The sequence below is a fragment of the Yoonia sp. R78084 genome (assembly GCF_044595625.1).
Taxonomy (GTDB): Bacteria; Pseudomonadota; Alphaproteobacteria; order Rhodobacterales; family Rhodobacteraceae; genus Yoonia.
In genome coordinates, this window is record NZ_CP138993.1 from 1519885 (window position 1) to 1535219 (window position 15335).

A 15335-nucleotide genomic window follows, 5' to 3' on the forward strand; every position below is an offset into this window, starting at 1 on the left:
ATCATCGTGGATTTATCGCAGCTTGGCCCTAGAGATAGTCAGACCGCTGTAGCCCGTACTTCGCCATCTTCTCGTTCAGCGTCCGGCGTGGCAGGCAAAGCTCGTCCATCACCGCCACGATCGACCCCTTGTGCCGCCGCATGGTGTTGTCGATCAGCATCCGCTCGAACGCTTCGACAAACTCCTTGAGCGGTTTGCCTTCAGTGGTCATCGCGGGTTTGGTCTCATCCGTGTCCGCCATCAAAAGCGACGCAATCGAGCCCGAGCCACGGCGGTTCTGGAGCACTGCGCGCTCGGCGACGTTGATCAGCTGGCGCACATTGCCTGGCCACGGGGCCTGCAAAAGCTGTGCTGCTTCCTGCGCGCTGACCTCGGGCGCGTCGCAGCCGTATTCATCGGCGAACTGCTCACCCAGACGGGTAAAGAGCGTCAGGATATCCTCGCCGCGCTGGCGCAGGGGCGGCACTGTGATGCGCAAGGCGGCAAGGCGGTAAAAGAGGTCGGGCCGCAGCACGCTTTCGCAGGTCTGGTCCTGTTCCTGCAGGTTACAGATCGCGACGATGCGGGTTTCGGCAGGTGTGCCCTGATTGTTGATCGCGGTCAGCAAACGCGCCTGCAATGAATGGCTCAGCGCCTCGATGTCTTCGAGCACCAGCGTGCCACCGCGCGCTTCTTCCATCGCCGGGATCGGTTCGTCATCATTGGCAGGGCCAAAGATAATCCGGCCCAGCGTCTCTTCGTCATAGGCCGAACAGCTGAGCAGCACGAACTTCTTGTTGGCCCGTGCTCCCACTGCATGCAGCGCATGGGCGACAAGCGTTTTGCCGGTCCCCGTCTCGCCCTCGACCAGCACATGCCCGTCCGCCTGCCCCAGATCGAGGATATCCTCTTTCAGCCGTTCCATAGGGGCCGACTGGCCGATCAGTTTCTTGATCAGCGCGGAGCCATCGGACAGTTCGCGGCGCAGCGCACGGTTATCAAGGGTCAAACGCCGTGCAGTCGTGGCCTTTTTCGCAAGTTCGGTCATGCGATCGGGGTTGAAGGGCTTTTCAAGAAAATCGAATGCGCCAACGCGCATCGCCTCAACCGCCATGGGTACATCACCGTGGCCTGTGATCATGATAACAGGTAACGCGCTATCGACGCCTTTGAGCTTTTTGAGAAACTGCATGCCGTCCATCCCCGGCATCTTGATGTCGCTGACAACGATACCTGGATAATCACTGCCAAGACCGCGCAGCGCCTCTTCTGCGGACGCGAATGTTTCGGTGTCAAAACCAGACAGTGCCAACCACTGTGAAATCGACTGCCGCATATCTTTCTCGTCATCGACAATCGCAATCTTCATGACTTTGCTCATGGTATTTTCCTTACTCTGCCGCGGCGACATCCTGCCTTAACGTCGGCAGTTGCACCTCGAATATAGCCCCGCCATCAACTGCATTGCGAGCAGTCAGGCGCCCGCCCAAGTCGTTGACGATCCCGGAGGAGATGGCAAGCCCGAGACCCACCCCATCACCAGGTTGTTTGGTCGTGTAGAATGGCTCGAATAATTCGTCGAGATTGTCGATCCCCGCGCCGTTGTCACGGATTTGCAGGCTGACCGTATCACCGGCCGCAAGCAGGATTTCGATGGTCGGATTGGCCGATAGCTTGGTGGCATCCAGCGCGTTGCGCAGCAGGTTGATAATCACCTGTTCCAGCCGCAGACGATCGCCCAAAATCATGACCGGTTCGTTGGGCAATGTGCGGATGATATTGACCGCCCGCGTTTTGAGTTGCGGCTCCATCAAGGACAGCGCCGTCGACACTGCAGCCCTTGTATCTACTGGCTCAAACGCCTCCGCGCCCTTACGGGCGTAAGACTTCAACTGACGCGTAATCGCCCCCATCCGTTCCAGCAGATCGTCGATGCGCTGGAACGATGACAACGCCTCTTCGGGGCGGTCGCGCTGCAGCAAGAGACGCGCGCCGGCGAGGTAGGTTTTCATCGCCGCCAAGGGCTGGTTCAACTCATGGCTCACGGCCGCCGACATCTCGCCCAAGGCCGCCAGTTTGGACGACTGCGCGATGGTCTGTTCGGCCACTTGCAATGTCTTTTCGACCTTCTCGCGCTCGGCGATTTCCCGCTGCAAGCGACGGTTCAATGCGCGAAGCTCTGCTGACTCGCGCTGGAAGAAAACCAGACGTGACGCCGTGCGCCGTGAACTGCCCCAGAACAAGAGCGCCAGAAGGATCGCGAATCCCATAACCTCGAGCGCGAGAATCCCGTTCACCCGCTCGCGCACCGAAGCATAGGTCGTATAGCTGACCATCCGCCAACCCTGATGCGGCACCCGCATTTCGCGCCGCAAGACCGCCTCGCCGCGCAAATACGCATCAGCCGGCAAGGCACCCCAGCCTTGGGTTGCGCGGATGGCACGCTCGATAGCCGAGGGCGCGGATTGGCGCGCCAGGGCCTCTTCTTCATTCAAACCACGCCAGCGCGGTTCGGTGGCCATGATGATCGTGCCTGCGCTGTCCATCACCAGCACTGCGTCAGACACCCCTGCCCAACCGGTTTCAAGCCGTTGGCCGTTGACCTCGACCATAATCACACCCAGCAGCGTACCCGCCAATTCAACACGCCGAGAGTAAATATAGGCAAAACCGCCTTCATCACGCTGGAATGTGGTGTAAACGGTCTGGTTGCTGCGCAAGGCATCTACAAAATAGGGGTTTTGCCGATGGTCTGTCCCGATCCGGTTGCGGTCGGTTGCGGCCACTGCGCGCCCGTCGCGATCCAAAAGCGTCAAAGATGCCGCACCGATTTCATCTACGAAAGACAAAAGCCGTGCCGTCGAGAGCGAGTAATCCTTGTCCTCCAGCGCCTTGATCAGATCAGGGTCACGCGACAAAAGCTGCGGCACAACCGAATTGCGCTGCAACTCGTTCATCAGGTTGGTCACATAGAGCGCCAGCCGCACATCAGAGCGGTTGCTGATTGTCTCGGTGAAACGCTGTGTCAGAAGCTGGTTGGAGACATAGATCACGATCACGCCAAACAGGCAAACGACCAGCACAGCCAGCCGCAAGTACCATTTGCCGCGGCGTCGGCCGCTGCCGAGATCAGTCATACGCAACATGTACCGAGTTTAGAGCCACAGCCCCAACGCGGCAAGCGAGCAGATCACGCTTGGGCAAATTGCCCCACCAACCCGCGGAAAAGCGCCTGCCCGTCGGTGCCGCCGTGGCCCGCATCCACTGCGCGTTCCGGGTGTGGCATCATGCCAAGCACACGGCGGTTTGCAGAAAGCACGCCTGCGATGTTGTTGATCGACCCGTTGGGGTTGTCAGCGTAGGTGAACGCGATGCGATCCTCGGCGACAAGCGCGGCCAGCCCCTCGGGATCGACAGTGTAATTGCCGTCATGGTGTGCCACGGGGAATGCCACGCTGTCACCGGCGTTGTAGCCCTCGGTGAAGGCCGAGTTTGATGTTTCCACTTTCAAACCAACGGTTTTGCAGATGAACTTCAGGTTCGCGTTGCGCATCAGCGCACCCGGCAAAAGCCCTGTTTCTGTCAAAACCTGAAACCCGTTGCACACGCCCAGCACATACCCGCCGCGGTCGGCATGGGCGACAACGGCCTTACAGATCGGGGATTGCGCCGCAATCGCACCGCAACGCAGGTAGTCGCCAAAGGAAAAACCGCCGGGGATGGCAACAAGATCGACATTGTCAGGCAGGTTCGCGTCCTTGTGCCAGACCATGCTGACATCCCCACCAGCCGCCTTCAGCGCAACCGCCATGTCGCGATCGCAATTGGACCCGGGAAAAACGATGACCGCTGCGCGCATCAGACCACCTCGACGCTGTAGCTTTCGATCACGGTGTTCGCGAGCAGCTTTTCGCACATCTCGTTGATCGTGGCCTCTGATGTGCCATCGGCCAGATCAAGCTCGATGACCTTACCTTGGCGCACACCGTTGACCCCCTCAAAGCCGAGTGTTCCAAGCGCGTGGCGGACTGCCTCGCCTTGTGGGTCCAGCACACCGTTTTTGAGCATGACATGTACGCGGGCTTTCATGGGCAGGTCCTTTGTTCGCTAGGGTCGCAAGATTAGTTGATCAATGTGGGTTTATTGGGCGTGTGGGTGACGTTTGACGGCATCACGCCAAGGCGCTTTGCAACTTCGGTATAGGCGTCGGTCAGACTTCCGAGGTCACGGCGGAAGACGTCCTTGTCAAGTTTCTGGCCTGTTTCGATATCCCAAAGACGGCAGCTGTCGGGGCTAATCTCATCTGCCAGAATAAGGCGTTGGAATTCATTGTCCCAGACACGGCCGATCTCGATCTTGAAATCAATCAGCTTGATGCCGACGCCGTACATCACGCCCGACATCCAATCGTTCACGCGCAAGGCAAGGCTGACGATATCGTCCATTTCCTGCTGCGAGGCCCAGCCGAACGCGATGATGTATTCCTCGGGCACAAGCGGGTCACCCAGCTTGTCGTCCTTGTAGGAGAACTCGACAATCGGGCGCGGCAGCGGCGTGCCCTCTTCCATGCCCATACGCTTGGCCATCGACCCCGCAGCAAAGTTACGCACGATCACTTCAAGCGGGATAATCTCGGCCTGACGGATCAACTGCTCGCGCATATTGAGACGTTTGATGAAATGTGTGGGGATCCCGATCTGGCCCAGTCCGGTCATGAAATACTCGGACAGGCGGTTGTTCAACACGCCCTTCCCTTCGATCACGGCCTTCTTCTCTGCATTGAAGGCAGTGGCATCGTCCTTGAAATACTGCACAAAAGTGCCTGGCTCGGGGCCCTCATAAAGAACCTTTGCCTTGCCTTCATAAATCTTTTTACGACGTGACATGCTGACCCCTTGCCCCATTCCGGCCCGGCATGGACCGCATCATCTGCGCGTCATAGTGCAAGCCCCCCTTGCGGGCAAGCACCGTGAGAGGCATATCATAAGCAACATCTTCCAAATCAAGAGGCCAAATCCATGACAACCTTCGATGATCGCGAGAATGCGTTTGAAAACAAGTTCGCCCATGATGCCGAAATGCAATTCAAAGCCGAAGCGCGCGGCAACAAATTGCTTGGTCTCTGGGCCGCAGAACTGCTGGGAAAAACGGGTGAGGAAGCCGCTGAATATGCCAAAGAGGTCGTCAAGTCCGACTTCGAGGAAGCAGGGCACGAAGATGTTTATCGCAAGGTGTCCGGTGATCTGGGCGACAAGGCCGATGAGGCCACCATCCGCACGAAGATGGTCGAATTTCTGGCCGAGGCCAAAGCGCAATTGATGAAAGAAGTGTAGGCCGGACTGCGGCCATGCCAAACGTCCCCTGACCGCGCCATCAACTGGCGCGGTTTTATCATTTCTTGCATAATGACCATGCATTCTTTGAATTTGCATCTGATGCACAGACATGACACCGCACAGCAATCCCCTCGCGACAGCCGGAGCCCCCTATGACCAATGCCCTCTCAAAGCTTCTTGAAACCAACGACTGGCTGATGGCCGACGGGGCGACAGGGACAAATCTGTTCAACATGGGTCTAATGTCGGGCGATGCGCCCGAGATGTGGAATATCGACGAAACCGCCAAGATCACAGCCCTTTACAAAGGTGCGGCGGATGCGGGCAGCGATATTTTCCTGACCAACAGCTTCGGAGGCAATGCATCACGTCTGAAACTGCATGCTGCCGAGGGCCGCGTGCGCGAGTTGAACAAAGCTGCCGCCGAACTGGGCCGTGAGGTCGCTGATGCATCAGGCCGGACCATCGTTGTTGCAGGCTCGGTCGGCCCTACGGGCGAGATTATGGCCCCGATGGGCAGCCTGACCCATGAAATCGCAGTCGAGATGTTCCACGAGCAGGCCGAGGGTCTGAAAGAAGGCGGCGCGGATGTGCTCTGGGTCGAGACGATCAGCGCCCCCGAAGAATACGCCGCAGCGGCCGAGGCCTTTGCGCTGGCCGGTATGCCTTGGTGCGGCACGATGAGTTTCGACACCGCAGGGCGTACAATGATGGGTCTGACATCGGCCGATATGGTCAAGAAGGTCGGCAAGCTCGCGCATCAGCCGCTGGCCTTTGGCGCGAACTGCGGTGTTGGTGCGTCAGACCTGTTGCGGACGGTGCTGGGGTTTACCGCAGCCCACCCGACGCTGCCCATTATCGCCAAGGGCAATGCCGGTATTCCAAAGTACCACGACGGGCACATCCATTATGATGGCACGCCTGAATTGATGGCCGATTATGCTGTCCTCGCCCGCGACTGTGGCGCCACAATTATTGGCGGCTGTTGTGGCACGACACCAGAACACCTGCGCGCGATGCGCGCCGCACTTGAGACGCGACCGAAGGGTGATCTGCCAACACTGGAAGATATCACCGCGGCCTTGGGCGGGTTTTCTTCGGAATCCGATGGTACAGACGGCGCCGGTCCGGAAGCATCGCCACGGCGCGGACGGCGGCGGCGCAGCTAGGGGCGCTGCCGCCGGCCACCTGCGGTGGCTTCCCCCGGGATATTTTCGGGCCAGTAATAACGGGATTTGCATCAGAAAAGCGAAAGCTGGTCGCCACTTTGTGCGGGGCGGGCGAAGAGATCGGTCCGCAAAGGTGGCAGGCTGCGGTCGAGGTTCAGTTTGCGGGTGGCGAGCTTGAAACGTTGCTGCATCATCTTGGCCCACGGGCCCTGCCCGACCATGCGTTTGCCAAATTCAGGGTCATAGTCCTTGCCACCATGCAATTCCCGCACGCGTCCCATGATGCGCGCTGCACGGTCCGGATAATGGGCGGCCAGCCAATCGCGAAACAGCGTGGCCACTTCGCGTGGCAGGCGTAGAACGATGGAAGAGGCCGCAACGGCGCCCGCGTCTTTGGCGGCTTTCAGGATCGCCTCAAGTTCGTGATCGGTCAGCGCGGGGATAACCGGCGACACCATCACGCGCACGGGAATGCCTGCGTCGGTCAATTGGCGGATCGTCCCCAGTCTGGCCGCCGGCGCAGGCACGCGCGGTTCCAATGCGCGGGATGTTTTGGGATCAAGCGTCGTGATCGAAATGCCCACCCTGACAAGCCCCTTGGCCGCCATACGTGCCAGAATATCGCTATCGCGTGTGATCAGGGTGCCTTTCGTGACAATCGCAACGGGATGGTTGAACGCGTCCAGCACTTCCAAGATCTGGCGCATGATTTCACGGGATTTTTCAACCGGTTGATAGGGGTCTGTGTTGGTGCCGATCGCAATGGTTTTCGGTGTATAGCGCGGGTTTGAAAGTTCTTTATGCAACTGCGCGGCCGCATTAGGGCGTGCGACAAGTCTGGTTTCAAAATCCAACCCCGGCGACATGCCGAGAAACGCATGGCTGGGGCGTGCAAAGCAATAGATGCAGCCATGCTCGCAGCCGCGATAGGGATTGATCGAACGGTCGAAGGACAGATCAGGCGATGTATTGCGCGTGATCACCGTGCGCGCCACCTCATCGTTGATTTCCGTGCGCAAAACCGGAAGGTCCTGCTCTGGCGCCCAGCCGTCATCAACCGCCTCGGCGTGCAACCTGTCATACCGGTTGTCCGGATTAGAAAGTGCTGCACGACCAGGCGTCAGGTGTGATTTCTGAACTGGCAAATCTTCCATAATCTTTATTAGAACAATTCACGAACATCAGCAACACAAGGTCGGTCATGTTCTTGGACATGTCGGAAAACAACCGCTAGAATTTTCCAATCCGGCGCAATACTGCGGTGTAAACTCATACAAAGGCTTGGCCATGTCCGACGAAGAAGATGACATCATCCTGTCCGAACTCAATGACGAAGATCTCGTCGCGCAGATGTTCGATGACCTTTACGATGGAATGAAGGAAGAGATCGAGGAAGGGGTGAATATCCTTATCGAACGTGGCTGGGAGCCTTACCGCGTTCTGACCGAGGCGCTCGTGGGCGGCATGACCATTGTCGGCAACGACTTCCGCGATGGTATTCTGTTTGTGCCTGAAGTGCTGCTGGCGGCCAATGCTATGAAGGGCGGGATGTTTATCCTTAAACCTCTGCTTGCCGAAACTGGCGCGCCGCGTGTGGGCAAGATGGTGATCGGAACCGTCAAGGGCGACATCCATGATATCGGCAAGAACCTTGTGTCCATGATGATGGAAGGTGCCGGTTTCGAGGTTGTCGATCTGGGGATCAACAATGCGGTCGAATCCTATCTGGATGCTTTGGAAAGCGAAAAACCCGATATCCTTGGCATGTCCGCCCTGCTGACCACCACGATGCCCTATATGAAGGTCGTGATCGACACGATGGTCGAAAAGGGTATGCGCGACGATTATGTCGTGCTCGTCGGTGGCGCGCCGCTGAACGAAGAGTTTGGCAAGGCCATTGGTGCAGATGCTTACTGCCGTGATGCGGCGGTCGCGGTGGAAACGGCCAAGACCTTTATGGCGCGCAAGCATAATCAGGCTGCTGCGGCGGTCTGACCTTTCAAAGCGGGTATGTCGTTCTTATCTGCGAAGTGTAGGAGAACGACATGCCCGTTGAACGACTGATCTTTATACTTGTGTTTGTCATGGCTGCGGCTGCAGCCACCATTGCTGTCGCGTTTGCTGCATTGGACGGCCTGCAAGCAGCCCCTGTGACGGGTTTGGCCATTCTTAGCCTGATTGCACTCTGCGCGGCGTATCTGTGGCGCAGATACAGTGACCGAAATGACAACTGATGCCATCCTGACCACCCAAGGAATCGCACCCAAAGGACAGGGGCGCGTGCTTTTGATCGCCTGCGGTGCATTGGCACGCGAGATACTGGCAATCAAAGCGGCAAACGGCCTTGATCACCTTGATCTCCAATGCCTGCCAGCGATCCTGCACAACCATCCTGAAAAAATCGTTCCTGCGGTCCGCGAAACCGTGGCGAAATATCGCGATGCTTACGAGACGTTTTTCGTCGTTTACGCAGATTGCGGCACCGGCGGCCAATTACAGGCCGCGTGCGCCGAGTTGGGGATCGGCATGGTTGCGGGGCCACATTGCTATTCGTTTTTCGAGGGCAATGAGGTGTTTGCAGGTCATGACGAGATCACCGCGTTCTACCTGACCGATTTTCTGGTGCGCCAGTTCGATGCTTTTGTATGGGAGCCCCTTGGGCTTGACCGCCACCCTGAACTGCGTGACATGTATTTCGGGAATTACGAAAAACTGGTCTATCAGGCGCAGACGGATGATCCGGAATTAACCGCAAAAGCAGAGGCTTGCGCGGCAAAGCTCGGGCTGCAATTCGAGCGGCGCTTTACCGGCTATGGCGATCTAACGCCAACGCTGACGGCAATCGCCTAGGCTTCGGCCGCAGCGGTTTCACGAATACGCTCGACCATGGCACGCAGCCCGTTCGAGCGTTGCGCGGACAAATGATCGTTCAGGCCCAGACGGCCCAACTCGGCCGCTGCATTAATTTTCAACACGTCACTGACGGGTTGTTCGTTGTAAAGCGCTGAAAGCACCGCAATCAGGCCGCGCACGATCATCGCGTCGCTTTCACCTCGGAAGGTGAAGACGTTGTCCGCGATCTTGGGGACCAGCCAGACCTGACTGGCGCAACCGTCCACTTTGGTGGCAGGCACTTTCAGCGCGTCTTCGAGCGGCGGCATCGCCTTGCCCATGTCGATCACGTGGCGATAGCGGTCTTCCCAGTCGTCAAGGAATTCAAAGGTCTCGACAAGGTCTTCAAAGGCAGGGTTCGCCATGGTTTTCCCTTTGGTTCGGTTCTGGGGCAGATGTAGGTCCGCGCCCCTGTCTCGTCCAGATCAGAGTGCGACGGTGATGACCTTCTGACCTTTCACAGCCAATCCGACGCGGCCTTCGCATAGCTCCAGCGCGTCATTGCCAAACACCTCGCGCCGCCAACCGCGCAGGGCTGCAACATCACGCTCGCCTGCAGCCAGCGCATCAAGATCGGCAGAAGTTGCAATCAGCTTTGTGGCAACTTCGGCATCGTCGGTTTTGGCCTTCAACAGCACGCGCAGCATATCCGCCAAGGCGGGGTTCACCTGCAGTTTCGCACGCGCGCCATCAACCTTGGGCATGTCCTTGGGTGCAACGGCCATACCCGCCTTGATTGCGGCCAAGATGCCATTGGCGATGTCGCCCTTGCGGGCCTCACGCAACAATAAACGGGACCGGCCCAGATCGTTCTCGGACAGTGGTTTTGTTGACGCGAGTTCAACCAGCGCGTCATCCTTGAACACACGGTTGCGCGGAATGTCCCGGCTTTGCGCGTATACTTCACGGAAGCGTGCCAGTTCCCGCACGATCGCCAGAAACTTGCCTGATTGTGTGCGCGTCTTTACGCGCTTCCATGCGTCTTCGGGGTCTGATTGGTAGGTGGCGGGGTCTTTCAGAACTGCCATTTCTTCGGCAACCCATTTGCTGCGGCCTGATTTGGCCAGACGCGCCGACAGATACTCATAAATGTCACGTAGGTGCGTCACATCAGCCAGCGCATATGTTGCCTGCGCATCCGTCAGCGGACGGCGCGACCAATCCGTAAAGCGCGAGGATTTATCCAGATCGGCTTTCGCAATTTTGCGCACCAGCGTCTCATAGCCGACCTGTTCACCAAAACCGCAGACCATGGCCGCGACCTGCGTGTCGAACAGCGGCTCTGGGATCACGCCCGCATCAACATAGAAAATTTCAAGATCCTGTCGCGCCGCGTGAAACACTTTCACACAGCCCTGGTCGCGAAAAAGCGCATAGAGCGGCTCAAGCGACAGCCCCTCGACAAGTGGGTCAACAAGTGCGGCATCCGCGCCCTTCTCATCCTGATAAGCCAACTGGATGAGGCAGAGCTTGGAATAATAGGTGCGTTCGCGCAGAAACTCGGTGTCGACGGTTACATAAGGGCGTTTTGCAGCCTCTTGGCAGAACGCCGCCAAGTCCTCGGTCGTTGTGATTGTCTTCATCTCTGCCCGCAAACCGCACTTTCAATTATCGTTCGTTCACTGATAAGCGAAAGCCTGCGCGATGAAAAGTGCAGCTTCACCCGTCCAGATTGATAGGGGTCCGGTCACCAGCTGCGAAGCGACGCAAGACAGCAACGTAAAGCGCGTGTTCCAGCGGGAGCAGACGGGTCGCCAGCGTCTCAGGCGTATCGCCCGCATGGACAGCGATCCGCGCCTGTCCCAGGATCGGGCCATCATCCAGCGCGGCGGTCACCTCATGCACCGAACATCCATGTTCGCTATCTCCAGCCTCAAGCGCGCGCGCGTGGGTGTGCAGCCCTTTATATTTGGGCAAGAGCGACGGGTGGATGTTCAGCATCCGCCCTTCCCATTTCGCGGTAAATTCCGGCGTCAGGATGCGCATGAACCCGGCAAGGCAGATGATTTCAGGCTTGGCCGTCTCAAGAGCCTTTTGCAAAGCCGCTTCAAACGCGGCACGGTCCTTGCCATAGGGTTTGTGATCAATCGCCAAAGTCGGGATGTTCATCGCCCGCGCTTTGGCAAGACCACCGGCCTGCGGATCATTGGACATCACCAAGACGGGCCGCGCGGGGTGATCCCCGTGCATGGATTGCGCGAGCGCGACCATATTTGACCCGCCCCCCGAAATCAGTATCGCAACCCTTTTGGTCACAAAAGCGCGCCTGTGTAGCGCACGCCCTCACCCGCCGTGACTGTGCCCAGTTGATGGACGGTCTCGCCCGCGTCGGTCAAAACTGTGGTGATTTTCGAAACCTCGTTTGCATCAACCGCCAGCACCATGCCGATGCCTGCATTGAAGGTCTTCAACATCTCGGCCTCGGCCATACCGCCCTTTTGCGCCAGCCACTGAAACACCGGTGGCAATTCCCATGCGTTCAGATCAATGTCAGCGCCCGTGCCCTCGGGTAGCACGCGTGGCAGGTTCTCGGTCAGGCCACCGCCGGTGATATGGGCCAGCGCATGCACGCCCCCTGCCCGCACCGCCGCCAGCGCCTGTTTGACGTAAAGCCGCGTCGGTGCCAGCAGCGCTGCACCGAGCGTGTCATCCGCGAATGGCGCGGGGTCGTCCCACCCCAGACCGGACACTTCTACGATGCGGCGTACCAGCGAATAGCCGTTGGAATGCACCCCGTTCGAGGCAAGACCCAGCAGAACATCACCCTCTTGCACACCTGCAGGCAATTCCGCGCCGCGTTCCATCGCACCCACGGCAAAACCGGCCAGATCAAAATCCCCCGCATGATACATGCCCGGCATTTCTGCAGTTTCGCCACCAATCAGCGCGCAACCGGTAGCTTCGCAGCCAGCAGCGATGCCTTCGATGATACGTGTCGCTTGATCGAGTTCGAGTTTGCCGGTGGCAAAATAATCAAGGAAAAACAGAGGCTCGGCCCCTTGGCAGACCAGATCGTTGACGCACATCGCCACCAGATCAATGCCGATCGTGTCCACATTGCCGGTATCAATCGCGATCCGCAGCTTGGTTCCAACCCCGTCGGTCGCAGCCACCAGAACCGGATCGGTGTAGCCCGCAGCCTTGAGATCAAAGAGCGCGCCAAAGCCGCCCAGCCCCGCCATCACGCCGGACCGTGCGGTGCGTTTGGCGGCGGGTTTGATCCGCTCGACCAACGTGTTTCCGGCGTCAATATCGACCCCTGCATCAGCATAGGTCAGGCCATTCTTCTTGGTCATAGCAGGGCTCCTGTCGTGTTTGGCGTTCGTTACCGCATCATTTCGGCAAATGGAACAACAATTGGCGCGCGGACCGGCGGTGGCCCTGTGGCGCGGAATTTTCAATCCCTGCCGCTTGACCCACCCGTCCAGTCTGCTACTCCAATCTTCACAAGGGGGCCTGTAGCTCAATTGGTTAGAGCAGAGCGCTCATAACGCTTTGGTTGCGGGTTCAAGTCCTGCCGGGCCTACCATCTCCCCAAACAGTATACGAATGCATACCGGGGCTTCCCGTGTGACGCGTGATACGCTATGGCTGCAGCAGATTAACCGCGCCACGGAGACACATTATGTCAAAGATCAAGGTAGAAAACCCCATCGTCGAACTCGACGGTGACGAGATGACCCGCATCATGTGGGACTTTATCAAGCAAAAGCTGATCCTGCCCTATCTGGATATCGACCTGCTCTACTACGATCTTGCGATGGAGGTCCGCGACGAGACCAACGACCAGATCACGATTGATGCCGCCGAAAAGATCAAGGAAATCGGCGTTGGCGTGAAATGTGCAACCATCACGCCCGATGAAGACCGTGTTGAGGAATTCGGCCTCAAGAAAATGTGGCGCTCACCCAACGGGACGATCCGCAACATTCTGGGCGGTGTGGTCTTCCGCGCGCCAATCATCTGCAAGAACGTGCCGCGTCTTGTGCCGGGCTGGACCGACCCGATTGTGATCGGGCGCCATGCCTTTGGCGATCAGTATAAAGCCACCGATTTCCTGATGCCCGGCCCCGGCAAGCTGACCATGAAATTCGTGGGCGACGATGGCACCGTGATTGAAAAAGAGGTGTTTGACAGCCCCGGCGCAGGTGTGGCGATGGGCATGTACAATCTCGACGATTCGATTATCGATTTCGCCCGTGCCTCATTCAACTATGGTCTGAACCTTGGCTGGCCGGTCTATCTTTCGACCAAGAACACGATCCTGAAGGCCTATGACGGACGTTTCAAGGACCTCTTCCAAGAGGTGTTTGACGCAGAGTTCAAAGACAAGTTCGCGCAAGCCGGTATCGAATACCAGCACCGCCTGATTGACGATATGGTCGCCTCGGCGATGAAGTGGTCAGGCAAATTCGTCTGGGCCTGCAAGAACTATGACGGCGATGTGCAGTCCGACACCGTGGCGCAAGGGTTCGGGTCATTGGGCCTGATGACCAGCCAGTTGATGACCCCCGATGGCAAGATCGTCGAGGCCGAGGCCGCCCACGGCACTGTTACGCGCCACTACCGCCAGCATCAGGCAGGGCAAGCGACCTCGACCAATTCGATTGCGTCGATTTTTGCCTGGACCGGCGGGCTCAAGCACCGCGCGAAACTGGATGACAATGCGCAACTGATGAACTTTGCCGAGACACTGGAAAAGGTTGTCGTTGACACTGTGGAAAGCGGTTTCATGACCAAGGATCTGGCGCTGCTGGTCGGCCCCGATCAGGGCTGGCTGACAACCATGGGGTTCCTTGAAAAGATCGACGAGAACCTGAACAAGGCGCTGTAGCAAAGAGACATGGGCGGCAAATGCCGCCCATGCCAAAAGAACAAAAGTCAGATGGTCATTATGTACTAAAGAGGCCTTTACTCAAGATCATCTGGAGTTGCGACATAAGCACCTGCTCCAACCAGCCTGAGGTCCTCTTCGCCTTGCGTGTCGGTAAAGTCGATACCTGCGAGACCAGCCAACTCTTCAGCACCCAGCCCAAAGAATGCGCCACCTATTTGTGTGCTGGAGCTGCAGGTTTCACACCCTGCCACTGTCGTTGCCGTGGTTGAAAAACCATTTCCTGCGATTGATGTAGGGTCCATGATGAATGTCGTGCCGCCTAGTGTATCAGTGTTTATGTCCAATTCACCACTTACACCCCCATCAGAAAAGCTTACATCGACCAGAATAGTCCCATCAATAAACTCCTCCTGCGCAAAAACAGCGCCATCTGAATCTATGATGTTTCCATACCCGGCAAAAGCGCCGGTGTATCTGGTAATACCCAAGTCTCCAGGCAAATCATCAGGATTGGTTTCAAAACCAAGAATGAAAGAGCCCTCGCTATCGAAACCAATCTCATCTTCAACATAGGTATAGAAACTAATGGCGGTCGCGAAATCGCCCTCAAGATTCACAAAGCCAAAAAGTGTCTGACCATTGCTTAAATCGCCCTCATTGCCATCGCCATTATCAACAAGGGTGATGGTTTCGCCCTTGTAAGTGATCGTACCTGAAAAGTCTTCTGTGCCGGGGGGAACTGTCAACACTTCATCAGAAATTATGATTTGCGTCACGCCAGTCTGATAATCAGTTTCGAACCGGACCAGACGAACTGTAACACTTCCCGAAATTTCATCTGTTTCAGGATCAAAATCTACAGCAAATGGAAGGCCAGTGGCCGTCTCTGTCGTGCTTTCTGTTCCGATATTCAGCGCATCAGGTCCAGTGATTACACGCGAGACTTGATCAGGGCTTGAAGATCCTCCACATGCGCCCATCGCAATCAGCAGCCCGACAGTTGTTGTTATTTTCAAAGTTTTCGACATTGCTACGCTCCAAAATAAATAAAGTAACGTGACCCTATCCCTTTTGTGATCGTGGAGTCTCCTCGAGAAACCAGAATTCAGCAAAACGAGCCAG

General features: G+C 57.4%; 17 protein-coding genes and 1 tRNA gene. 7 read left to right on the forward strand and 11 right to left on the reverse strand.

Translation table 11 applies throughout. From position 1 onward, the window contains the following. Positions 1 to 28: 28 nt before the first annotated feature. Genes SJY29_RS07830 through purC form a run of 5 tightly spaced genes read right to left on the reverse strand, consistent with a single transcriptional unit; the run spans position 29 to position 4865 of the window. A complete protein-coding gene (locus tag SJY29_RS07830; RefSeq protein WP_400088515.1) occupies positions 29 to 1360 on the reverse strand; it encodes a sigma-54-dependent transcriptional regulator in 1332 nt (443 codons plus the stop codon). A 10-nt stretch (positions 1361 to 1370) separates the two neighbouring features. Continuing rightward, a complete protein-coding gene (locus SJY29_RS07835; RefSeq protein WP_400088517.1) occupies positions 1371 to 3116 on the reverse strand; it encodes an ATP-binding protein in 1746 nt (581 codons plus the stop codon). Positions 3117 to 3169: 53 nt separating this feature from the next. Continuing rightward, positions 3170 to 3838: a phosphoribosylformylglycinamidine synthase subunit PurQ gene (purQ, locus tag SJY29_RS07840; RefSeq protein ID WP_400088519.1), complete on the reverse strand. Its 669-nt coding sequence runs from the start codon at positions 3836 to 3838 to the stop codon at positions 3170 to 3172. Beyond that, positions 3838 to 4068: a phosphoribosylformylglycinamidine synthase subunit PurS gene (gene purS, locus SJY29_RS07845; RefSeq protein WP_400088521.1), complete on the reverse strand. Its 231-nt coding sequence runs from the start codon at positions 4066 to 4068 to the stop codon at positions 3838 to 3840. Before purS ends, purQ begins: the two co-directional genes overlap by 1 nt. A gap of 32 nt (positions 4069 to 4100) precedes the next feature. Beyond that, positions 4101 to 4865: a phosphoribosylaminoimidazolesuccinocarboxamide synthase gene (gene purC / locus SJY29_RS07850; protein ID WP_400088523.1), complete on the reverse strand. Its 765-nt coding sequence runs from the start codon at positions 4863 to 4865 to the stop codon at positions 4101 to 4103. A gap of 132 nt (positions 4866 to 4997) precedes the next feature. Between purC and SJY29_RS07855 the strand changes: the two genes are divergently transcribed. Continuing rightward, complete coding sequence (locus SJY29_RS07855) at positions 4998 to 5312, forward strand: DUF1476 domain-containing protein (RefSeq protein WP_110278945.1); 315 nt, start codon at positions 4998 to 5000, stop codon at positions 5310 to 5312. A 155-nt stretch (positions 5313 to 5467) separates the two neighbouring features. Beyond that, complete coding sequence (gene bmt, locus SJY29_RS07860) at positions 5468 to 6484, forward strand: betaine--homocysteine S-methyltransferase (protein WP_400088525.1); 1017 nt, start codon at positions 5468 to 5470, stop codon at positions 6482 to 6484. A gap of 71 nt (positions 6485 to 6555) precedes the next feature. Here the strand turns inward: bmt and SJY29_RS07865 are convergent, their stop codons facing one another. Next, positions 6556 to 7638, reverse strand: coding sequence for a PA0069 family radical SAM protein (locus SJY29_RS07865; RefSeq protein ID WP_400088527.1), 1083 nt, complete (start codon positions 7636 to 7638; stop codon positions 6556 to 6558). A gap of 133 nt (positions 7639 to 7771) precedes the next feature. Here SJY29_RS07865 and SJY29_RS07870 point away from each other — a divergent pair, with 133 nt between their 5' ends. The 3 genes from SJY29_RS07870 to SJY29_RS07880 are packed head-to-tail and all read left to right on the forward strand — an operon-like array spanning position 7772 to position 9334. Then, positions 7772 to 8479 carry a B12-binding domain-containing protein gene (locus SJY29_RS07870; protein WP_110278948.1) on the forward strand — a complete coding sequence of 236 codons (708 nt, stop codon included), beginning with the start codon at positions 7772 to 7774 and terminating at the stop codon, positions 8477 to 8479. A gap of 50 nt (positions 8480 to 8529) precedes the next feature. Further along, positions 8530 to 8718 carry a hypothetical protein gene (locus SJY29_RS07875; RefSeq protein ID WP_400088530.1) on the forward strand — a complete coding sequence of 63 codons (189 nt, stop codon included), beginning with the start codon at positions 8530 to 8532 and terminating at the stop codon, positions 8716 to 8718. Continuing rightward, complete coding sequence (locus SJY29_RS07880; RefSeq protein WP_400088532.1) at positions 8708 to 9334, forward strand: DUF1638 domain-containing protein; 627 nt, start codon at positions 8708 to 8710, stop codon at positions 9332 to 9334. The genes SJY29_RS07875 and SJY29_RS07880 overlap by 11 nt, the downstream gene beginning before the upstream one ends. Here SJY29_RS07880 and SJY29_RS07885 read toward each other — a convergent pair. The 4 genes from SJY29_RS07885 to purM form a co-directional block, all read right to left on the reverse strand. Next, on the reverse strand, positions 9331 to 9741 hold the full coding sequence (locus SJY29_RS07885) for a SufE family protein (protein WP_400088534.1): 411 nt from the start codon (positions 9739 to 9741) through the stop codon (positions 9331 to 9333). The two genes, SJY29_RS07880 and SJY29_RS07885, sit on opposite strands and share 4 nt — an antisense overlap. Before the next feature lie 60 nt (positions 9742 to 9801). Continuing rightward, positions 9802 to 10959 (reverse strand): ribonuclease D, encoded by a 1158-nt coding sequence (rnd, locus tag SJY29_RS07890; RefSeq protein WP_400088536.1) that lies wholly within the window; start codon positions 10957 to 10959, stop codon positions 9802 to 9804. Between the two features lie 76 nt (positions 10960 to 11035). After that, complete coding sequence (purN, locus tag SJY29_RS07895) at positions 11036 to 11632, reverse strand: phosphoribosylglycinamide formyltransferase (RefSeq protein WP_400088538.1); 597 nt, start codon at positions 11630 to 11632, stop codon at positions 11036 to 11038. Beyond that, complete coding sequence (gene purM, locus SJY29_RS07900) at positions 11629 to 12672, reverse strand: phosphoribosylformylglycinamidine cyclo-ligase (RefSeq protein WP_400088540.1); 1044 nt, start codon at positions 12670 to 12672, stop codon at positions 11629 to 11631. Before purM ends, purN begins: the two co-directional genes overlap by 4 nt. Before the next feature lie 156 nt (positions 12673 to 12828). On the opposite strand from purM, the gene SJY29_RS07905 reads away from it, so the two are divergent. After that, positions 12829 to 12905: transfer RNA gene (locus SJY29_RS07905), tRNA-Ile, on the forward strand. A gap of 96 nt (positions 12906 to 13001) precedes the next feature. Further along, positions 13002 to 14210, forward strand: coding sequence for an NADP-dependent isocitrate dehydrogenase (locus tag SJY29_RS07910; RefSeq protein ID WP_327543504.1), 1209 nt, complete (start codon positions 13002 to 13004; stop codon positions 14208 to 14210). 77 nt (positions 14211 to 14287) lie between these two features. Here the strand turns inward: SJY29_RS07910 and SJY29_RS07915 are convergent, their stop codons facing one another. Beyond that, on the reverse strand, positions 14288 to 15241 hold the full coding sequence (locus tag SJY29_RS07915) for a transferrin-binding protein-like solute binding protein (protein ID WP_400088542.1): 954 nt from the start codon (positions 15239 to 15241) through the stop codon (positions 14288 to 14290). Between the last annotated feature and the right edge of the window lie 94 nt (positions 15242 to 15335).